At 60.1% G+C, this 19,546-nt stretch carries 20 protein-coding genes; 7 read left to right on the top strand and 13 right to left on the bottom strand.

What is annotated here, in order from left to right; genetic code table 11:
• Positions 1–34: 34 nt before the first annotated feature.
• From FFI89_RS13040 to FFI89_RS13015, 6 genes are all read right to left on the bottom strand, one after another.
• Positions 35–889 carry a carbohydrate ABC transporter permease gene (locus FFI89_RS13040; protein WP_138837106.1) on the bottom strand — a complete coding sequence of 285 codons (855 nt, stop codon included), beginning with the start codon at positions 887–889 and terminating at the stop codon, positions 35–37.
• Between the two features lies 1 nt (position 890).
• Complete coding sequence (locus tag FFI89_RS13035) at positions 891–1,835, bottom strand: carbohydrate ABC transporter permease (RefSeq protein ID WP_210249110.1); 945 nt, start codon at positions 1,833–1,835, stop codon at positions 891–893.
• On the bottom strand, positions 1,832–2,860 hold the full coding sequence (locus tag FFI89_RS13030) for an ABC transporter ATP-binding protein (RefSeq protein WP_138837104.1): 1,029 nt from the start codon (positions 2,858–2,860) through the stop codon (positions 1,832–1,834). Before FFI89_RS13030 ends, FFI89_RS13035 begins: the two co-directional genes overlap by 4 nt.
• Before the next feature lie 116 nt (positions 2,861–2,976).
• Positions 2,977–4,317 (bottom strand): extracellular solute-binding protein, encoded by a 1,341-nt coding sequence (locus FFI89_RS13025; RefSeq protein ID WP_138837101.1) that lies wholly within the window; start codon positions 4,315–4,317, stop codon positions 2,977–2,979.
• A 423-nt stretch (positions 4,318–4,740) separates the two neighbouring features.
• Positions 4,741–5,514 carry a slipin family protein gene (locus FFI89_RS13020; RefSeq protein ID WP_138837099.1) on the bottom strand — a complete coding sequence of 258 codons (774 nt, stop codon included), beginning with the start codon at positions 5,512–5,514 and terminating at the stop codon, positions 4,741–4,743.
• Positions 5,514–6,911 carry a nodulation protein NfeD gene (locus FFI89_RS13015; protein WP_246669441.1) on the bottom strand — a complete coding sequence of 466 codons (1,398 nt, stop codon included), beginning with the start codon at positions 6,909–6,911 and terminating at the stop codon, positions 5,514–5,516. The genes FFI89_RS13020 and FFI89_RS13015 overlap by 1 nt, the downstream gene beginning before the upstream one ends.
• 138 nt (positions 6,912–7,049) lie before the next feature.
• Here FFI89_RS13015 and FFI89_RS13010 point away from each other — a divergent pair, with 138 nt between their 5' ends.
• The 4 genes from FFI89_RS13010 to FFI89_RS12995 all read left to right on the top strand — a co-directional run bounded on the left by FFI89_RS13010 (position 7,050) and on the right by FFI89_RS12995 (position 9,737).
• Complete coding sequence (locus FFI89_RS13010; protein WP_138837098.1) at positions 7,050–7,418, top strand: VOC family protein; 369 nt, start codon at positions 7,050–7,052, stop codon at positions 7,416–7,418.
• Positions 7,419–7,500: 82 nt separating this feature from the next.
• Positions 7,501–8,253 (top strand): cupin domain-containing protein, encoded by a 753-nt coding sequence (locus FFI89_RS13005; protein WP_138837096.1) that lies wholly within the window; start codon positions 7,501–7,503, stop codon positions 8,251–8,253.
• Between the two features lie 54 nt (positions 8,254–8,307).
• Positions 8,308–9,231, top strand: a complete 924-nt coding sequence (locus tag FFI89_RS13000) for a complex I NDUFA9 subunit family protein (protein ID WP_138837094.1) — start codon at positions 8,308–8,310, stop codon at positions 9,229–9,231.
• 143 nt (positions 9,232–9,374) lie between these two features.
• On the top strand, positions 9,375–9,737 hold the full coding sequence (locus FFI89_RS12995; protein WP_168212879.1) for an SPW repeat protein: 363 nt from the start codon (positions 9,375–9,377) through the stop codon (positions 9,735–9,737).
• Between the two features lie 163 nt (positions 9,738–9,900).
• Here FFI89_RS12995 and FFI89_RS12990 read toward each other — a convergent pair whose 3' ends face one another.
• Together FFI89_RS12990 and FFI89_RS12985 are read right to left on the bottom strand one after the other, a co-directional pair.
• The gene (locus FFI89_RS12990; protein WP_138837090.1) at positions 9,901–11,229 is read right to left on the bottom strand and encodes an MFS transporter; all 1,329 of its coding nucleotides are present in this window, start codon (positions 11,227–11,229) and stop codon (positions 9,901–9,903) included.
• A gap of 627 nt (positions 11,230–11,856) precedes the next feature.
• A complete protein-coding gene (locus FFI89_RS12985) occupies positions 11,857–12,078 on the bottom strand; it encodes a hypothetical protein (protein ID WP_138837088.1) in 222 nt (73 codons plus the stop codon).
• Positions 12,079–12,405: 327 nt separating this feature from the next.
• Between FFI89_RS12985 and FFI89_RS12980 the strand changes: the two genes are divergently transcribed.
• The 3 genes from FFI89_RS12980 (at position 12,406) to FFI89_RS35170 (ending at position 13,757) form a co-directional block, all read left to right on the top strand.
• A complete protein-coding gene (locus tag FFI89_RS12980; protein ID WP_138837086.1) occupies positions 12,406–12,987 on the top strand; it encodes a hypothetical protein in 582 nt (193 codons plus the stop codon).
• Positions 12,988–13,324: 337 nt separating this feature from the next.
• Positions 13,325–13,531 carry a hypothetical protein gene (locus tag FFI89_RS12975; RefSeq protein ID WP_138837084.1) on the top strand — a complete coding sequence of 69 codons (207 nt, stop codon included), beginning with the start codon at positions 13,325–13,327 and terminating at the stop codon, positions 13,529–13,531.
• A gap of 103 nt (positions 13,532–13,634) precedes the next feature.
• Complete coding sequence (locus FFI89_RS35170; RefSeq protein ID WP_256379182.1) at positions 13,635–13,757, top strand: hypothetical protein; 123 nt, start codon at positions 13,635–13,637, stop codon at positions 13,755–13,757.
• 127 nt (positions 13,758–13,884) lie between these two features.
• On the opposite strand, the gene FFI89_RS12970 is transcribed toward FFI89_RS35170, so the two are convergent.
• Genes FFI89_RS12970 through FFI89_RS12950 form a run of 5 tightly spaced genes read right to left on the bottom strand, consistent with a single transcriptional unit; the run spans position 13,885 to position 19,533 of the window.
• A complete protein-coding gene (locus FFI89_RS12970; protein ID WP_138837083.1) occupies positions 13,885–14,886 on the bottom strand; it encodes a formate dehydrogenase subunit gamma in 1,002 nt (333 codons plus the stop codon).
• Positions 14,887–14,939: 53 nt separating this feature from the next.
• On the bottom strand, positions 14,940–15,536 hold the full coding sequence (gene fdh3B, locus FFI89_RS12965) for a formate dehydrogenase FDH3 subunit beta (protein ID WP_138837081.1): 597 nt from the start codon (positions 15,534–15,536) through the stop codon (positions 14,940–14,942).
• 12 nt (positions 15,537–15,548) lie between these two features.
• A complete protein-coding gene (locus FFI89_RS12960; RefSeq protein ID WP_138837079.1) occupies positions 15,549–18,500 on the bottom strand; it encodes a formate dehydrogenase subunit alpha in 2,952 nt (983 codons plus the stop codon).
• A gap of 11 nt (positions 18,501–18,511) precedes the next feature.
• Entirely contained in the window at positions 18,512–18,721 is a 210-nt protein-coding gene (locus FFI89_RS12955; RefSeq protein ID WP_138837078.1) for a twin-arginine translocation signal domain-containing protein, read from the bottom strand.
• Between the two features lie 29 nt (positions 18,722–18,750).
• Complete coding sequence (locus tag FFI89_RS12950; RefSeq protein ID WP_138837076.1) at positions 18,751–19,533, bottom strand: molecular chaperone TorD family protein; 783 nt, start codon at positions 19,531–19,533, stop codon at positions 18,751–18,753.
• Between the last annotated feature and the right edge of the window lie 13 nt (positions 19,534–19,546).

The raw sequence follows: 19,546 nt of genomic DNA, 5'->3' as shown, positions 1-19,546 counted from the left end.
GCTCCCGCTTCGAAGAACGCTTGATTGGCGGGCGCTACTTGATGGCGCCCATGGTAAAGCCGGCTACAAAGCGTGCGACGAAGAAATTATAGATAATGGCGATTGGGACACTTGCAATCAGGCAGGCCGCCATCATTGAGCCCCAGAAATAGACGTCGCCCCGCACCAGGAATGTCGGAATACCGACACTTACTGTATAGCTCGACGATGCGGTGATGAAGGTGACGCCATAAACAAATTCCTGCGTCACCAGGGTGAAGGCGAAAATGACCGCCGTCAGGATTCCGGCGACCGAAATCGGCATCACCACCTTGATAAAGGCGCCAAAGCGGCTCAGCCCGTCGATCATGGCTGCGTCCTCGAGGTCGCGCGGGATCGCCTTGAAGAAGCCCATCAGAAGCCAGGTGCAGAACGGCACGGTGAAGCTCGGATAGACGAGGATGAGCGACCACACCGAATCCTGCAATCCCAGCACCGCGATGATGCGTGAGAACGGGATGAACAGAATCGTCGGCGGCACCAGATAGGTGAGGAAGATCGTCACACCCAGGGTTTGCGCCCAGGCGCCGGTCATGCGCGCGAGCGCGTAGCCCGCCGGGACAGCGAGCAAGAGCGTGATGATCACGACGACTATGCCGACGAAGCCGGTATTCAACAGCCATTGCACGTACTGGGTGTCCTCAAACAGCACCGAAAGATGTTGCAGCGTCGGGGGGCTGTTAAACACGTAAGGATTGTTTGCGGTGTTGTACAAATCCTGGTTGGCTTTGAAAGTGGTGATCATCATCCAGTAAAACGGAAAGGCGAGGAACGTCACGAAGAAGACCAGGACGGCGGCGTGAGCCGCCTTGCCTGCAATATGTCGTGCGCGGACGAGTTCGCGGGTCATGTCAGGTGACCTCGGTGTGCCGGGCTAACCACAAGAACAGGATCGCGACGCCGGCCAAGACGGGAAAGAGGAACAGTGAGATGGCCGCTCCCCCCGCCAGATCGCCACCCTGAATTCCGGTAAAATAGGCCCAGCTGGCGATTACCTGTGTGGTGTCGTAGGGGCCGCCGCGGGTCAGCACGAACACGACAATCAAATCGGTAAACGTAAAGATGATGCCGAACAACAGTGCCACCAGCATGATCGGCAGAATCAGCGGCGTCGTGATCTGGAAATGGTGGCGCCAGAACCCGGCGCCATCCACCTCCGCCGCGTCATGGATATCCTGCGGGATCGATGACAGTCCGGCAAGGACAATGACTGTCGCCAGCGGCAGGATGCGCCATACGTTGACGATAATGATCGATGCCCTTGCCAGAGTTGGCTGGCCGAGCCAGATCGGCCATTGGTTGGGCCCGAGCAGGCCAGCCGCGCGCGCGGTCCAGTTGATGACGCTGTAGATCGAATCGAAGATCCAGAGCCAACCGATGCTGCCAAGCGAGATCGGCGCCACCCACGGCAGCAAGATCAACAGCCGAACCAGCCATCTGCCGCGGAAATCAACGACAAGCGCCGTCGCCAGAATGTTGGCGAACACAAGGACGAAGAACTGGGAAACGACCGTGATCACAATCGTGTTCTGCAGCGAAAGCCAGAACGTGCCGCTCGCCACGATGCGCCGGAAATTTTCCAGCCCGACAAAATGCACGTCCTGGCTGGCGACCGTGATGCTCGACACGCTGTAATAAAGCGAGAGCAGGAAGGGAAACCCGACCAGGAGCCCGATGTAGAGGATCGCCGGCGCAAGCATGGCGCGCCACAGCCAGCGATCGTTGTCGGCAACGCGCGACAGCAGGCTATCCTTTACCCGGGTCTTGCCGACTGTCGCCGTGATCGTCGACTTCATGCCGCGCCTCCGTCGACGCGCCGGCCACTCTCGCGCTCGAAGCGGGCGATGTCCTGCCGCCTCACGATGAAGTCGTAGACTTGGCCGGCGTCGATATGCGTGCGAATGTTGGTCGGGATCTTCGAGATCAAGCGAGCCTCGGGTGTTCGGCCATCGATCAGGCCGTAGACCAGGCGGTCGGCGCCGAGATACTCGATGCGGGTGATGCGGAACGGAAAGTCGACGTTGTCGCCATACGGTTCAACTTCCTTCGGCAGGAACGCTTCCGGTCGGAAGCCGATCCAGATCCTGCCGTCCTCGATCAGGTTCATCGGTGGCGATCCGATGAAAGTGGCGGCGAAGATATCCGCCGGCGAGCCATAGATCTCGTGCGGCGTGCCGATCTGGTGGACACGGCCTTGGTTGAGAACCGCGATGCGGTCCCCCAAACCCATCGCCTCGGCCTGATCGTGGGTGACGTAGATGGTGGTGGTGCCGAGGCTGCGCTGAAACTGCTTTAGTTCGTCACGCGCGGAGTTGCGCAACTTGGCGTCGAGATTCGACAGGGGCTCATCGAGAAGAAAGACCACCGGCTCACGCACCACCGCACGCGCGAGCGCGACGCGCTGGCGCTCCCCGCCCGACAACTGACGCGGCTTTCGGTCAAGGAAGTCCTGGATACCGAATATCTGCGCTGCCCAGGCGACCTTCTTGCGGATCGCGTGTCTTGGCACGCCGCGTGCGCGCAGCGGAAACGAAATGTTCTTTTCGACCGTGAGGTGCGGATAGAGTGCGTAGCTTTGAAACACCATAGCGACATTTCTTGCGCGCGGCGGTAGCCCGGTCACGATATTTCCGTCAATCACGATTTCGCCAGAGGTCGGTCGCTCAAGGCCTGCGATCAGGCGCATCAACGTCGTCTTGCCGCAACCCGATGGTCCGAGCAGAACCAGGAATTCTCCCTCCCTGGCGATGAGGTCAATACCATCAACGGCGCGAACCTCGTCGAAAAGCTTGGTGATGCGTCGTGTTTCCACAATGGCCATGCGCGAGTCCCGATTGCCTCCCTCTGCGAAGCCGTTCACCGGATCGGCTTCGGTGCCAGGCACGGTCCCTTGGGCCCAGAGCTACTGTGCCTCAACGGCAATGCGCGGCGAGACGATCAAATCATCTTCCGGTCCTTCCATTTCGCCCAGATCGCCTTCATCTTGGCCTCCGCGCGCGCGAGAGCGTTCTCCGGAGTTTCTGCGCCTGCAGCAGCTTCGGCGAACATCGTGTTGATCACCCAGGTATTGAAAGTTTCGTCGATCGCGGCATTGGAGTTGCCGGGATAGCCGACGTTGGTCGCCCAACCGAGCACATCCGACAGCACTGCGTACTTATCCGGCGGCACCGCCTTGGAATCCTTGGCGATGAGCTGGGTCAGGTCGGGCACCGTCTTCCAGAAACAGGGGAAGTTGTAGAATTCGCTGGCCATGAAGCCCTGCTTGAAGTTGTCGATGTAATCGACCAGGAAGGCCTTCGCGCCGTCGATGTTCTCGGAGAATTTCCAGGTCACATAGCAATCCATCACATGCTCGAGGCCAATTTGCCGGACCGGGCCTTTCGGCGGCTTGGCGAGCGCGATCTTCTCGTGGATCGGCATCTTGTCGTTTTCGCCCGCACGCGTGATCGAAATCGCGTTGAGCACGAGGGACGACCTGCCGGCGAGCATCTGCCGGTTATTCGACGACGGATCCCAGGCAAATACTTCCGGCGTCTCGGTTTCCTGGAACAGCGCTTTGACGAATTTGAGCGCTTCGAGGGTTTCCTTGGAATTGATCGTGAGACTGCCGTCGGCGTCCTGCTCGTGCGCGCCGAAAGAATACATGATCGCGCGCATGGCCATCGCAGTGTCGAGTTCGGCTGAAAGGCCGATGCCGACCGGAATGCCGGTCTTGTCCTTGATCTTCCTGCCGCCGACGCGGACGTTGTCCCAGCTGTCGGGCTTCATGCCGATGTCGCCCCAGAGATCCGAGCGATAATTGACGGGATCGGGAACGAAGCTGTCAGAGAAGGCGAAGTATTTCTGGGTCTTGGGGTTGTAGGTACTCTTCACCGCAAGATCGATCGGCTTGCCGTGCTTTTTCTCGCACGCGGCATAGACATCCTTCATGTCGACGACCTGTTCTTCGTAGACCGAAGGCGGCGCGAGGAACATCACCAGGTCGTGGCCCTTCTGCGCCGATACTTCCGCCGCCGCGCGCGAAGGGATCAAGCCGAGGTTGATGTTGTCGACGATGACCTCGGTGCCATTTTTGGCGCCCCATTCCTTGGTGTAGGTGTTGTTGAACCACTTGTCGTAGGCGGGGACGAAGTGACTCCATTGCAGGATCTTCAGTGTCTTGGCCGCGTGGGCTGGCGTGACGTGGAAGAACGGGCCGACGGCCGCGGCTGCACCGACGGCGGTCTTGATCACGTCACGGCGTGACAGTCCGTCACGACGAGATGCATGGGATGCCATGTTTCCCTCCCATTGCTTGATCGTTCAGCGGGAGGTTGAGTGCCGGTCAAGACGGTTGAGACAAGCTCCCGCTGACATTAGCTGGTCATTATTATCCCACGTGTGGGTAATGTTTACAACGAAGCAACGGCGCCGAATTTTGCGCGGGCTTCGATCCCGTCAGAAATGTTTTGCCGGATGGCGCCGGAATTTGTCCGTGACGAAATCAGGCCCGGCTAGTCGCACACGTGGATCCTTGGGCCGTGATGGCCACGCTTAACCATCGCAGCGGCGCCGGGTCTGTGCCGCGTCGTAATCTTGCCGGAGATTCACGTCGTCATTGGCGGACGTAATCCTTCATAGCCACTTGATGAATTATATAGATATTTCAATAGTATAAGCACTAGCATTCCCACCCGTGGTTAAGGTCGCCTCCGATCAACGTCACTTCGCCGCGTCCGGTCGTGGGGCGAAATGAGTGAGATGGGTGAGCAGATCCGTCGGCAGAGGAAAGACGATGGTCGAGGACCGCTCGCTCGCGATGTCGTGCAGGGCAGCGAAATAGCGTAACTGCATCGCCTGTGGTTCCCGGCCCAGAAGTCGCCCGGCCTCGACGAGCTTCTCGGCGGCCTGCTGCTCGCCTTCGGCATTAATCACCTTCGCTCGCCGCAACCGCTCTGCCTCGGCCTGCTTGGCGATTGCGCGGATCATGTTTTCGTTGAGATCGACATGCTTAATCTCCACATTCGTCACCTTGATACCCCAGGCGTCAGTCTGCTGATCGAGAATTTCCTGAATATCAGCGTTGAGCCGATCCCGTTCAGCCAGCAGCTCGTCGAGCTCGTGTTTGCCGAGGACCGAGCGCAGCGTGGTTTGCGCCAGCTGGCTGGTCGCCGCCATGAAGTCCGCGACCTTGATGATCGCACGCTCCGGGTCGACGATGCGGAAGTAGAGCACGGCGTTGACCTTGACCGTGACATTGTCGCGCGTGATCACGTCCTGCGGCGGCACATCCTGCACCACGACCCGCAGATCGGCCTTCACCATCTGCTGCACGAGCGGAATGAGGATGATGAGACCGGGACCCTTCACCCCGGTGAAGCGACCCAGTGTAAAGACGACGCCGCGCTCGTATTCCCTCAAGATGCGAATCGCTGCGGAGAGAAACATGACCACGACAAGTACGAGAAGAAGATAGCTCAGATATTCCAACATCATCACACACCTCCTTCGCCCACAGTTCGTGCTGATCGCCGCCGCACCACGAGCGTCAGGTTCTTGATACCAGCCACCTCAACCACCTCTCCGGGTGTGAGGGCTTCCGCCCCGTGGGCCTGCCAGCGCTCACCATGCGTGAAGACGTGACCTTGACTGCCGGACCAGTCGAGAACTTGGGCAGGCAGACCGCGCATGGCCTGCCCCCCGACCCGGACCGGGTTTCTGCGGGCGCGCCAGAGCGAGCCGAGCACGACGACGGTCAGGCTGACCATCATCGCCAGCGCGATGATAACGACTGTCCATGACAGCCGGTATCCGGGGGCCTCGATCTTGAACAGCATGGCGGCGCCGAGAAGAAACGCGGCAACGCCGCCAAGGCCGAGAACCACGGTCGGGTTGAAGGTTTCGACGATCAGGAAGGCGATCCCCAGCAACATCAAGGCGAGGCCGGCGTAATTGATCGGGAGCATGTTAAGGGCATAGAGGCCAAGCAGCAGACAGATCGTCCCGACCACTCCGGGCGCGATGGCGCCCGGAGTGGAGAACTCGAAGATCAGACCGTAGATGCCGACCATCAGCAGAATGAAAGCAACGTTGGGATCGGTGATGACGGACAGAAGCCGGATCAGCCAGCCGGGATCGTACCGCTCGATCGTCAGGCCCTTTGTCGTCAACTGCCGCTTCTCGCCACCGGCGAGCTCGACCGTGCGGCCGTCGACCAACTGAAGCAGTTCGGCCGGGTTGCGCGCGATGAGTTCAACGACATTCGCCTGCAATGCGCTGCTGGCGGAAAGACTGGCGGCCTCGCGCACCGCTTTCTCGGCCCAATCGGCGTTGCGCCCGCGCATTTCGGCGAGGCTGCGGATCAGCGCAACCGCGTCGTTCGTCGCCTTCGCCGTCATGGCATCTTTCAACGCAGGCTGCTGTGCGTCATCCTTTTTGTCCTTGCCGTCCTTGTCCGGGGTGCTGCCTGGCAGACCCGGCAGCGGGCCGCCGATCTGCACCGGTGTCGCAGCGCCGAGATTGGTGCCCGGCGCCATCGCCGCGATATGCGTTGCGTAGAGAATGTAGGTGCCCGCGCTCGCCGCATGGGCGCCGGATGGGGCCACGTAGCCAATGACGGGGACAGAGGATCCGAGCACGTCGGCAATAATCTCGCGCATGCTGGTGGCAAGGCCGCCCGGCGTGTTCAAACGCAAGATAACGACCCCAGCCTGCCGTTCGCCAGCCGTCGCCAGCGCTTCCTTTACGTATCTGGCGGTTGCCGGACCGATCGCCCCCTCGATCTCGATCATCAGCGCGGGTCTGCCCCCCTCCTCAGCTGACAGGAGCGTAAGGGGGGCAAATTGAACAGCGGCAGCAATCGCCGCAACAAGGGTCGCCTGCGCCATCCTCACGGCAAGACTCCCTAAAAAGCGATATATGGGGGTAGTCTTCCCGTACCTCAATATGATCGACCCCGGCGGACCCGCTGATCGCCGCCAGACCTCGGCGTAGGCGGGGGTGGCGGGGAATGAAACAGGAGAGTTCTGCCTATGATCGAGGGAATCAGCGCGGTCACACTAGGCACCCACGAGATGCCACGAGCTGTCCGATTTTACCGCGCGCTGGGGTTTGAGGTCCTGCAAGGCGGTGAGGAGTCGTCATTCACCAGCCTGCGAGCAGGGGCGTGCTATCTCAACCTCATCGTCCAGCCTGCCGAGCGGCGCTGGTCCTGGTGGGGGCGGGTAATCTTCTACGTTACCGATGTTGATGCGCTCTACGACCGTGCGCTCGCGGCGGGGAACCAGCCAGCTAGCGCGCCCCGCGATGCCGCATGGGGTGAGCGCTTCTTCCACCTAATTGACCCCGACGGCCACGAACTCAGTTTCGCGCGGCCTTTGCTCCCGGTTTCCGTCCAATAGCGGCTCGAAGCGGCCTGCCATTCCAAGAGGCGTCGGGAACGCGTATGGTGCTCCGATCATCCGCTGAACCTGGGAGGCAATCATGCAGTTCAGGACAACCGGACTATTGTTGCTCGGTGCAATGGCGCTTCCCAACTCCGGGGCCGCACAAACCACCCCCGCTCCACTGGCAATTACGCGAACGGTGGTCGCCGCAGCCAAACTGCCGACCGTCACAGACGTGCCGCTGCATTTCAAAGCGGTGAGCATCACTCTTCAGGCGGAGGAGAAGAGCGGCGTCTCGGCGGCCAACGGTATCCTCTACCAGATCTCAGGATCGACCGAGGTCTCGCTCGATGGCGAAGCCAAAATGCTCAACGCCGGAGAAGGGCTGTTCATCGCCGGCGGAAAGACGGCGGCGCTAACGGCGGGCAGTGGAGAACCGTCAACTTTTCTTCACTTCTTCCTTGTCCCCGCTGTGGACTTGGGTCGGCCCGTCGAGACGGCACCTGCCGCCGTGACGGAGTTATATCGCACTGCGACTCCAATCCCCGACCTGAAGCCAGGCGGTTATGATCTCAATCTCACGCGAGTCACATTTCCGGCGCAGATGCCCTCCAACCCGTCACACCATCGGTCAGGAGCGGCTCTGTACTATATTATTTCCGGCACCGGAGCGAACACGGTCGACGGTAAGACGGAAGCAAAAGGGTCAGGTTCCCTGATCTATGAGCCGTACGCTCTTGTGCACCAATGGGGAAACCCAGGCAACCAGCCGTTGATATTCCTGGCCTTCAACATCAATCCGGAAGGCGTGGCAGCCGTGCTTCCGGGCGCACCAGCAAACAAACAATAGTTAACGGTGGGCGGCGACTGCATCCGGAGAGTCGTTTCGAGGCGAGTTTGAGCCATGATGGCAACGAACGGCCGCACCGTCACCGTGTTCGGCGGAACCGGCTTTCTCGGCCGCCGCATCGTTCGGCATCTGCGCCATCGCGAATTTTCCGTCCGGATCGCGTCAAGGCATCCGGATCGGGGGCACAGGCTGTTTGGTCCTGATGATCCGCAACTTCAATCCGTAGAGGCCACCGTTCACGACGAGCGATCAGTCGCGGATGCGGTGGCCGGCGTCTACGGCGTTGTAAATGCGGTCAGCCTTTACGTCGAGCACGGAGAGGAGACTTTTCATTCCGTTCACGTCGAGGCGGCCCAACGGGTAGCGGCCCAAGCGCAACGGGCTGGAGTCGAACAGCTTGTTCATGTTTCAGGAATCGGTGCCGATCCTGCCTCACCATCCCGCTACATCCGAAAGCGCGGCGAAGGCGAACTGGCGGTCCGGGCCGCGTTCGGCGATGCACTTTTCGTCCGCCCGGCGGTGATATTCGGACCGGACGACGCGTTTCTCACCACCATCCTCAGGCTCCTCCGCCAGCTTCCGATCTATCCGATGTTCGGCCGCGGCCTGACCAGATTGCAGCCGGTCTATGTGGAGGATGTTGCGGAGGCGATTGGCCGGACCATGCAGCGACCGGAAACGCCTTCAACGATCTTCGAGTTCGGCGGCCCGCGCCTCTACTCTTACGAGCAATTTCTCAGGGCCGTTGCGCATCAAGCTGGCCTCGCACCCATACTGATTCCAATCCCGTTTGCCGCTTGGCACGCACTGGCGTGGGCCTCCGAAATACTCCCTGATCCACCCCTCACTCGTAATCAGGTGGAGCTGATGCAGATCGACACCGTGTCATCGCCGGAGATGCCTGGATTTGTCGAACTTGGGATTTCGCCACACTCGGTCGAGGCAATACTCCAGAGAATGTTATCGAATTGCGGATGAATGAGGCGCCTCGGTTACCCGCTTCAACGGCTGGCGGGTTCGCGCGACATCTGCCCATGCCTCTTGATTCCCCGCGACGATCTGCGCCTTTGCATCGTCACCAGTGCGTTATCATATAGAGAGGAGGAAAGGAGGTGAGCAACATGCGCATTCGACATTGGCAAGACGTCGCCAGCCTGCTGTTGGGCGTGTGGCTGGTCGTGTCGCCGTTCGTCCTGGGCTTCGCCGGGGCGGCGGTCTGGATAACCATCGCGCTCGGGTTGTGCGTCATTCTGTTTGCTGTGGAGGGATTTGTCATTCCGTCCTATCTGGAGGAATGGGGAGAGATCCTCATCGGACTGGCTCTGATAGTGGCACCTTGGACGGTCGGCTACGAGCCGGTATCAGCCACGATAAGCAGTATGGTGTCGGGCATCCTGGTGATCCTGTTTGGAGCCTGGGAACTTGTGACCGATCGCGATTTCAGCACCTGGTGGCACGATCGCTGGCATCACCCAGCCAGCTGAGAAGGGTGGTTGCCTGAACCGTAAACCCGACCGTTGTCTGCTTGCGGTCGGAAGAGAGAGTTGTGTCGGCGAGTGGACGGCGTGAGCGAAGGTTTGACCTCTCCCTGCTAAGCCGCGGGAAAAGTGTGCAGGGCCTTGGCGGCCCCGCACACGGGCGACTTTGTCACGATGCGGTTCTAGGCTCTATCGGTTCCCAGATGCTGATTTTGCGAGTCTCCGGCATCAGGAAGAGGGCGAGCACGAAGCACACCGCGGGGACCGCGATCGGGTAGATCAGCGCGTAGCCAATGCTGCCGGTGGCCGCGAAAGTTGCCGAAGTGATGAACGGCACCAATCCTCCTCCCCAGCCGTTGCCGATGTGATACGGCACCGACACCGACGTGTACCTGATCCTGCCGGGGAAGAATTCCGCCAAAAACGCCCCGACCGGCCCATACACCATCCCGACGTAGCAAACGAGGATGAAGACGATGAAGATCGCGATCGGATAGTTGATGTTGCCAGGCTGCGTGACCGTTCCCAGCCACAAATACAGCGGGTAGTACGTGATCGCGGCAAGCAACATGCCTCCCAGAATCACCGGCTTGCGGCCGATCTGGTCTGACAGCCAGCCAAAAAAGATCAAGCTCGGCGTTGCAATGAGCAACGCGGCTCCCACGATGTAGGCCGAGGTCAGCGCGTCCACCTTGGAAACCTGCTGCAGAAAGTACAGCGCCCAGAACTGACCGCTGTACCAGACCACTCCCTGCCCGATCAGCACGACGATGGCTATCAGTATGTATTTGATGTTCGAGCTGAGGAAGGCCTCCTTCCAGGGATTCCTGGTCATCTGCCCCCTCGCCTTGATGTCCTGGAAAATCGGCGTCTCCTGGAGCTGGAGCCGGATATAGATCGCGATGGCCACCAACAGGAATGAAACCAGGAACGGAACGCGCCATGCCCATTCGTCGAAAGCCTGATTACCGAAATAGGTGCGGGTCAGAACGATCACGGCCAGTGACACCACGATCCCGAGCGTCGGAGAGGTCTGCAGCCAGCCGGTGTAATAGCCGCGGCTGTCGTCCGGCACATGCTCGGCAACGTAGGTGATGGCGCCGCCATATTCGCCACCCAGGCACAGACCCTGGATCATGCGCAAGCCGAAGAGAAGGAACGCGGCGGTCAGACCGATCGATGCGTAGGTCGGGATCAACCCGATCGCCCCCGTGCCCAGCCCCATTCCGCTGAGCGTAACAAGGAACGTATACTTGCGGCCCACCCGGTCGCCCATCCATCCGAAGAGGAACGCCCCCAGCGGACGGATCAGAAATCCGGCGGTGAACAGCGCAATCGTACTCAGCAGAGCTGCTACCGGGTTGGATTGTTCAAAGAACTTGACCGACAGCACCGCGGCCAAGCTGCCGAAGATATAGAAGTCATACCATTCGATGACGTTTCCCACCGACGCAGCGATAATCACGCGGCGGAAATCCCTCGGGATTTGCATTGCCATGTGCGGCTCCTATTATTTCAAGGCATCGCCTCCGATTTTCGGCGCCTTATTTCCTCGCGGAGCGCGGATCGCGCGCGACGTTTACAGGCGCGAATTGCGAGTGCGTCCGCAACGCCCGACCCCAGGGGAACTTTGAACCACCCGAGGAGAGCTCCAACGGCCTTCGGTACCGCGAGCTACCGCTGCTTCCGTCCCATTTATTAGGGAGCGAAAGCGGTGAAAGCAGTGTAATCCTCAATAGGACTCCACCTTATGAGACTTTTGTCTAAATCGAACACAGCCCGGCGGAGGCGACGGTCGCTGAAGTCCGCAGATTGGTTGGTCGGAATTCGATCATGGCGGCCTGCTGGCCGCGGCACGGTGTGTCGACAGCGGCCCGGCCGGTCGGCGGCTACATCGACAAATCCTACGATAGCAGCGGCAGCGGAAATCGCCGAGGGTTCGATAAATAGTCGTGGTCCCCCTCGCCACGTCGCGAGTGCCTTACCGCGGGCCGCGTGCGGCGTTGTTCTCCTATTTTTATGGACCCATAGATTTCTTGCATAGTCGGCTCCTTACCACGTTATCCGAGTGATGGGCGTCATGGGCCGTGCCTCCATTTTGTGTGAGCTCTGTATCTCGAAGCAATCAACGATCCCATTCAATGCCTTCGGAACTTTCGATCTGTTCAGCATAATCAGATTGATTCATAGTCGTTTTGCAGTCGAGCACATTCCATGATCGCTCATTCCGCGAACTTCCTCCGCAAAGGTCGATCTCGCCAATTCCGGACTTGTCGCACGAGATCACGCCCTCCCGAAACATAGGCCCGCCGCTGACAGCGACGCGCGCTCCATTCAGGGTGCTCACGTTAGTTGTCTCTGGATTTTCTTTGATCTCCCGGTGCACACATCGTGCACACGCGGCTCTCTAATTATTTGAAACGATTAAACTCTCGCTCCAGTCCATCATGGGGGCGCAACAGAACTTCCAATTACTTTCAGCCACTTAGCTATCTCTGTCCGTTCAATCCTCGATAGGACATACACACATTTACGCTGAAAATCAGCGGTTTCTTTGAACAATCAGTGCGTGGTGAGATTTTCTGACCGGCGAATTGGTACATTTTAGGTACACGACAGTGCGGCAGAAAAGCTACGATAAAATGTACCAAATCATTTGCAGGCAGACTCTTGTATGAACGAAACCCGACTGCTCTACGAAATCCTCCCATACCGGATGTATGCAGTTGCTACACTGAACCGCGCCCTGCAATTGCGAGCAAAATGGTCTGACGCACCTGCAATGACAATTTTCGTCGATGGCAAGTTGGAGATAGAAGGTAACTTCGACGCGTTCGCGAACCCGGCAACAGAGGCAGGCCTTATCCATTGTCGAGCGCTGCTTGAGTTCTTGGGGCTATGCGACAACAACTCAGTCCTGAGCAATATCAAAAGACGTCGCCAAGGAGATGTTGGCATTGAGCACTTCAAGAATGATGCCGGTCACCTCAAGATGGTCGATCCTCAAGCGGTGTTGGAGCGTTATGATGGCGGGCATGCTGAGGCGGAGAAAGCCCTACTGTGTGTCTTTCACATCGCGAACAAAGGTCTAGCGCATGTCACACAGGGTATCAAAGATCACCCTGAACAAGGCGCATTGTTGGAGATCGCCAGTCGCGGCATCCCGTCTCTCGTCGTCAGCTATCTATACACTCCGCTAGGGATACCGGCGCCGGACTATAAGATAACGTCACGCCCGAGGGACGGTCACGCCTGATCCTGCTTCGCGCTCCGGTCAGCGGTCGCGGTGGAAGTGCGGATCAATTCGTCGGATTATTGACTTTCACGAATTCAGTGTTGGGAACCACCCTTGTAGTCTCGGCAACTTCGTGTAACTCGCTTTCGTCACCTTTTTTCGATCCAGTACCTGCATTGCCGTAGATCAACAAGTTATGGGGCAACTGACACGCGCGTCCGCCGTGGCGAGGAGGTGACACCCTGTCGCCCAAATCGAAAAACTTCCTGGTCGGTGTGAGACAGCTCACATCGCTGTGGCGCAATTCGGCCTAGTGCAATTGTCTCGGGGGACGACCTGAAACGAATGGAGATGACGCATGATGCGCCTAGTCCCTCCCGTGATTGCCGCCCTGGTTGCGATAGGTGCAGCGACCGGTGTCCTCAAATCTCACGCGCTGTTCCCCTCCGGCAAGACCGGCATGCCGCCAGTCCAGGAGCTCCGAAAGACGGATCAGCTGGGAAAACTTCCCGTCCAGGACTTCGATGACCGCTCGCTGGTCTTTCCGAGGGAATCCACGCAATAGCCAGGACCGACATCACCCCGGTGAGCCTTCGGCGTCCCCTGTTGCGTATGCGGCCAGCCATCGTATAGTTGCCAAGTTGACGCCGTATACCGGGGAGACCGTCATGAAGGCGTTTGTGTTGGCTTGCGCGGCTGCCATCGTCATCGCGTCTGCCGGCGTGGTGGTCCTCAACGGGCTTCAAGAGCCTGTTCAACAGGCATTCTCCACGTCGGCAGTCCGCCTGTAACCGAACCTGGCTAAACGCAGCATCAAGTTTCGCAACAGAACACGGATTCCGAGCGCTCTGAAAATCCTCGGCCGCGGCGGGCACCGCGGCGCGGTCAACTGGTCGTCAACGAATTGCAGTCCGACTCTTATTCCGCCGCTGTCGCCGGTTGCGGTTGGGCGTCATTGGGCCCGGTTCGAGCCCTCTCCTCCTCGAGCCACAGACTATGATGCTCTTTCGCCCAGTTCACGTCGACGGTGCCGGTGCCCATGGCCTCGAAGGCACCCTGCATGCCGATGGTACCGATGTAGATGTGCGCCAGCATCACCGCAACAAACAGCACGGCCACGATCGAGTGCACGATCTGGGCTACCTGCATGCCTTCGATGCCGGACACATAGAACGGAAACATCAGCTCATAGCCAGTGACCGCTACCGCTGATCCGCCGATCACGACGATCCAGTAGATCGCCTTCTGGCCGGCGTTAAATCGATAGGCTGGCGGATGATCGTGTCCGATGATCCCGCCGCCCTGCTTGATCCACTGGATATCGACCTTGTTTGGAATATTGCCCCCGATCCACATCAAAAAGATCAGCACGACACCGATGGTGAAGGGGAAGCTTAGATAGTTGTGGGCATATTTCGCCCATTGCGACCATTCGGAGAACGCCTCGAAGCCGATTAGCGGCAGCAGCAACGGACGGCCGAAGGTGATGTTCAACCCGGAGACCGCGAGAATGATGAAACAGGTCGCGGTCATCCAGTGCACGAAGCGCTCAAACGCAGAAAAGCGCTCTATCGTGCGGCCTGACCTGCCGCCTTGCAGCCGCACCATGCCGCGGCTGAGATAGAAGACGACGAGCAGCGCCAGCATGCCGAGGATGGCGATGCCGCCGACCCAGCGCAGCGTCACATTGCGGAATTCCCGCCAGCTACGCCCCGCCGGCTGCTCGAGCACACCCGAGCGCGCATCGGGAATGCTGACGCGCCCCTGGATCCGGTCGAATTCCTGGAGAAGTTGCTGCTCCTTCACTGAGCTTGCGGTCGGGTTGATCTGCTGGGCGGCTGCCGGCATCGCCACGGCGACGAGCAATGCAAACACCCAGGCGCTGACTGCCAGACGGACAAATCTCCCAAACGACGCCATCAGCTTCCTCCCCGATATTCCCGTCTATTCCCGTCCGTCGCGCACAGCTCTCTTCAGGACCCGATCGTCTCGCGGTAGGCAGTCTTCCAGCCCCAGGCGCCGGAGCCGTAGCCGCGCTTGGTGACGCGCTCCTTGTAGATCTGGGCGATGATCTCGCCATCTCCGGCCAGCAGCGATTTGGTCGAGCACATCTCCGCACAGAGCGGCAGCTTGCCTTCGGCGAGGCGGTTCGCGCCGTATTTCTCAAATTCCGCCCTGCTGCCGTCGGCCTCGGGTCCGCCGGCGCAGTAGGTGCACTTGTCCATCTTGCCGCGCGAACCGAAATTGCCGATCTTCGGATATTGCGGCGCGCCAAACGGACAGGCGTAGAAGCAATAGCCGCAACCGATGCACAGGTCCTTGGAGTGCAGTACCACGCCGTCGGCGGTGGTGTAGAAGCAGTTCACGGGGCAGACGGCCTGGCAGGGCGCGTCCGTGCAATGCATGCAGGCCATCGAGATCGAGCGCTCGCCCGGCTTGCCGTCGTTGATGGTGACGACACGGCGACGGTTGATGCCCCACGGCACCTCGTTCTCGTTCTTGCAGGCGGTCACACAGGCATTGCATTCAATGCAACGGTCGGCGTCGCAGAGGAATTTCATACGTGCCATGGCCGTTGCTCCTTATGCCGCCGCGATTTGGCAGAGAGTGACCTTGGGCTCCTGCATGCCAGTCGCCGGATCGTACCCATAGGTGGTGATCGTGTTCGCGCTTTCCCCGAGAACGATCGGATCGGTGCCCTTCGGGTAGTTGCCGCGAAGATCGCGACCTGCGAACCAGCCGCCGAAGTGGAACGGCATCCAGGCGACGCCCTTGCCGACACGCTCGGTAACGAGCGCCTTCATCTTGGCCTTGGAATTGCTCTCGGCGCCCGTGACCCACACCCAGCCGCCGTCCTTGATGCCGCGATCGGCGGCATCGGCGGTACTGATCTCGATGAACATGTCCTGCTGCAGTTCGGCGAGCCATGGATTGGTTCGGGTCTCCTCGCCGCCGCCCTCATATTCGACAAGCCGCCCCGAGGAGAGGATTAGCGGGAATTGCTTTGCAATTCCCTTCTCCACCGCCGCCTTCTGCACGGAGAAGCCAATATTGGGCATGCGGAACTGCTTGGCATCCGGCAGCGTCGGATATTTCGACACCAGATCGACCCGCGGCGTGTAGATCGGCTCGCGGTGAACCGGAATCGGATCCGGCAGTCCGAACGCATTCATGCGTGCCTTGCCGTTGCCGTAAGGCACGCAGCCATGCGCCAGTGCCACGCGCTGGATGCCGCCGGACAGATCGAGCGACCACGACACCGCGTCGGGATTGGCGGAGTTGACCCTGTTAATGGTGGCCATTTCCGCTTCCGTCAGATCCTTGTCCCAGCCGAGTTTCTTCAGGCTGGCCAGCGTGAATTCCGGATAGCCGTCCTTGATCTCGGAATCCTTCGAGTATGACCCGTCCGCCAGCAGGCTGACCTTGCGCGTGGTGCCGTCGGCGAGTTTCTCCTCGCGTTCGATGCCGAAGCGCGGCCGGAACGTGCCGCCGCCATCCATCACCGCAAGGTTGGTGTTGTAGAGCAGCGGCGTACCGGGATGCTTGACTTCCGGTGAGCCCCAGCACGGCCAAGGCAGGCCGTAATAGTCGCCGCCGACTTCAGGATCGTCCTTGGGCGCCCGCATCGTCAGCATGTCGAACTTCGCCTGGTTCTTCATGTGGGCCTTGAGCCGCTCGGGCGATTGCCCGCAATAGCCGGTCGACCAGCTGCCGCGGTTCATTTCCCGAAGCACATCCTCGGCCTCCGGCAGATTGTTCTCGACCTTGATGTTCTTGAACATCTGGTCGGCGAATCCGAACTTCTTCGCCATCAGATAGATGACCTCAAGGTCATCCTTCGATTCGAACACCGGCTTCACGATCTGCTCGCCCCATTGCAGCGAGCGGTTCGAAGCAACGCGCGAACCCTTGCACTCGAATTGCGTGGCAACCGGAAGAATGTAGACGCCATCCTTGCGCCCGGCCTCCACGGCGAGCGAGGCCCAGGTGGTCGGATGCGGGTCGGCGATGACCAACAGTTCGAGCGCCTTCAGACCGTTCAGAGATTCCGGAATGCGGGTGATGCTGTTGCTGGCATGGCCTTGCACGAATACCGCCCGCACATTGTCTTTCTGCGCGACCTGATCCTTTGGCAGTGTCACGGCTTCGAACCAGCGGGTGAGCGGGATGCCGGGGGTTTCCATGATCTGCTTGGAGTCGAAGCGCGACTTCAGGAAGTCGTAGTCGACTTCCCAAACCCGCGACCAGTGCCGCCACGCGCCCTCGGCGAGGCCGTAATAGAACGGCAGCGTGACGATATCGAGCCCGACGTCGGTCGCTCCTTGCACATTGTCATGGCCACGGAAGATGTTGGCGCCCGTGCCAGGCTTGCCGACATTTCCGGTCATCAACAGGGCGATGCAACTCGCCCGCACGTTGGCGGTGCCCACGGTTTTCTGGGTCTGGCCCATGGCCCAGATCAGCGTTGACGGCTTCTCTGTCGCAAACATCTTGGCGACGCGCTTAAGCTGTTCGCCAGGAACGCCGCTGACGCGCTCGACCTCTTCCGGATTCCATTTCTCCACTTCCTTGCGGAGATCGTCGAAACCGTAGACGCGCTGTTTGATGAACTCCTTGTCTTCCCAGCCGTTCTGGAGAATGTGCCACATCATGCCGTAGAGCACCGGGATGTCCGTGCCCGGCCGCATCCGCACATAGTCGGTCGCATGGGCGGCAGTTCGCGTCAGGCGTGGGTCGATCACGACAAAGTTGGCCCTTTGAAGCTCCTTGCCCTCGAGCAAATGCTGCAATGATACCGGATGCGCCTCGGCCGGATTGCCGCCCATGATGACCTGGGTCTTGGCATTGCGGATGTCATTGAAGCTGTTGGTCATCGCGCCGTAGCCCCAGGTGTTGGCTACGCCCGTAACCGTCGTCGAATGGCAGATACGCGCCTGATGGTCGGTGTTGTTGGTGCCCCAGAACGCGCCGAGCTTGCGGAACAGGTAGGCAGCTTCGTTGGTCATCTTGGCCGATCCGAGCCAATAGACGGAATCGCCGCCTGATTTCTCGCGAACCTGAAGCACCTTGTCGCCGATCTCGTTGATCGCGGTGTCCCAAGAGAGGCGCGTCCACTGCCCGTTGACAAGCTTCATCGGATAGCGAAGCCGGCGCTCGCTGTGCACGAGTTCGCGCACCGAAGCGCCCTTCGCACAATGCGAGCCGCGATTGATCGGCGACTCCCAGCTCGGCTCCTGCCCAATCCAGACCCCGTTGAGCACTTCCGCGGTCACCGTACATCCAACCGAGCAATGCGTGCAGACGCTCTTGCGGATGGTCGCACCCGAAGTGAGCGGCCCGGCGGCCGCAGCTTCGGCTTTCCGGACACCGCCGACCGGCAACGTGCTCAGCGCTGCGAGAGCGCCGCCGGCAAGACCGGATCGGCGCAGAAAAGCGCGGCGATCGAGACCGCCACCCTGAGCCGACAGGGCCTCGGCGACTGATCCGCGTGTGACGACCTCTGAATGCTGGCGTTGTGTTCTCTTGATCAGCACGGCCGCCTCCCTCAAGCAGGATAACGATTGACGCGGTAGTATGCCTTCACGTGATCGGTTTCCTTGTAACGCGCCTTGCGCTTCTCATCGTTGGTCTCGCTGTCGGCCTCGGCAGGCGCAATCAGCGGCGCCGCCAACGCCGCGCCGGCGCCGACCGCGCCGACGCTGACATTGCGAAGGAAGTCGCGACGCCCAACTGTCCCTTTCTTTTCGTCCTTCATCGCGCATCTCCCGGACCAGCTGCCATTGGTCAATTGGCGAACGTGAAAGCTTCCGTCTCGATTTCCAGAAACAGTCGGCCAAGCGATCCGACCGATCGGTAGAACCTTGCGCTTGCGGCGCCTTCCAAGTCGGCGAACATTCGGCTCATCCACGGCGCTACATGCTTCGCGAAGAAGATTGCTTGCATCCCGGGCGAGGCCGGAAAGCGGCCCGTGGCAAGACCGGCCATGATTTCGCACAGCGTCGCCGCGTGGTCCTCGGGCTCGAAATTGCTCTCGACGCGTTCGATGTCGAGTGCGACGAGGTCCTCGCGCAGGCGCGACAGCGGACGTTCGTTGAGAAAGCCTGTCAGATAATAGGACGCGTAGGGGAGCAGCTCGCCGCGGCCGAGACCGACGAACAAATCGAAATATTCGCGTTCGACGTCAGACGCGACGGCGCTTGAAGCGGCTTCGGCCAACGCCCAGTGCGCACGTCCGAGCGGCGTTGCATCGTCGGAGAGCCGCGCAATCTGGTCGAGCAATGCCTGCGGCGGTGACGACGACAGCAACGCAGCGAGCAGCCCATATTCCCTGCCGCGTGCGGCGTCGACGGGATCAACAACGGTATTTTCTGGCGTGGCACTCTCGTCATAGAGATCGGGCCGCAATTCTGCGCGCGATACGCCAGTCGCCGTTTCGACGGCGATCACCCGTTCGGCAGGCACCCGGCTCCAGTTCGATACCGAGGGCTGCGCAATACCGACCTTGCGGGCAAGCTGGGCTACACCGCCTGCCGCATCAATGGCACGACTAAGTCCCGCATCGCGCAACTGGACCTCCCAT

Origin of the sequence: Bradyrhizobium sp. KBS0727, assembly GCF_005937885.2 — a bacterium.
Taxonomy (GTDB): Bacteria; Pseudomonadota; Alphaproteobacteria; order Rhizobiales; family Xanthobacteraceae; genus Bradyrhizobium.
The sequence above is the reverse complement of the archived record's forward strand: the minus strand, read 5'-3'. Positions and strand labels throughout refer to the sequence as shown.

Coding starts and splice junctions, on each gene's coding strand:
- FFI89_RS13040 (WP_138837106.1), bottom strand. CDS start 889: ATGACCCGCGAACTCGTCCGCGCACGACATATTGCAGGCAAGGCGGCT.
- FFI89_RS13035 (WP_210249110.1), bottom strand. CDS start 1,835: ATGAAGTCGACGATCACGGCGACAGTCGGCAAGACCCGGGTAAAGGAT.
- FFI89_RS13030 (WP_138837104.1), bottom strand. CDS start 2,860: ATGGCCATTGTGGAAACACGACGCATCACCAAGCTTTTCGACGAGGTT.
- FFI89_RS13025 (WP_138837101.1), bottom strand. CDS start 4,317: ATGGCATCCCATGCATCTCGTCGTGACGGACTGTCACGCCGTGACGTG.
- FFI89_RS13020 (WP_138837099.1), bottom strand. CDS start 5,514: ATGATGTTGGAATATCTGAGCTATCTTCTTCTCGTACTTGTCGTGGTC.
- FFI89_RS13010 (WP_138837098.1), top strand. CDS start 7,050: ATGATCGAGGGAATCAGCGCGGTCACACTAGGCACCCACGAGATGCCA.
- FFI89_RS13005 (WP_138837096.1), top strand. CDS start 7,501: ATGCAGTTCAGGACAACCGGACTATTGTTGCTCGGTGCAATGGCGCTT.
- FFI89_RS13000 (WP_138837094.1), top strand. CDS start 8,308: ATGATGGCAACGAACGGCCGCACCGTCACCGTGTTCGGCGGAACCGGC.
- FFI89_RS12995 (WP_168212879.1), top strand. CDS start 9,375: ATGCGCATTCGACATTGGCAAGACGTCGCCAGCCTGCTGTTGGGCGTG.
- FFI89_RS12990 (WP_138837090.1), bottom strand. CDS start 11,229: ATGGCAATGCAAATCCCGAGGGATTTCCGCCGCGTGATTATCGCTGCG.
- FFI89_RS12980 (WP_138837086.1), top strand. CDS start 12,406: ATGAACGAAACCCGACTGCTCTACGAAATCCTCCCATACCGGATGTAT.
- FFI89_RS12975 (WP_138837084.1), top strand. CDS start 13,325: ATGATGCGCCTAGTCCCTCCCGTGATTGCCGCCCTGGTTGCGATAGGT.
- FFI89_RS35170 (WP_256379182.1), top strand. CDS start 13,635: ATGAAGGCGTTTGTGTTGGCTTGCGCGGCTGCCATCGTCATCGCGTCT.
- FFI89_RS12970 (WP_138837083.1), bottom strand. CDS start 14,886: ATGGCGTCGTTTGGGAGATTTGTCCGTCTGGCAGTCAGCGCCTGGGTG.
- fdh3B (WP_138837081.1), bottom strand. CDS start 15,536: ATGGCACGTATGAAATTCCTCTGCGACGCCGACCGTTGCATTGAATGC.
- FFI89_RS12955 (WP_138837078.1), bottom strand. CDS start 18,721: ATGAAGGACGAAAAGAAAGGGACAGTTGGGCGTCGCGACTTCCTTCGC.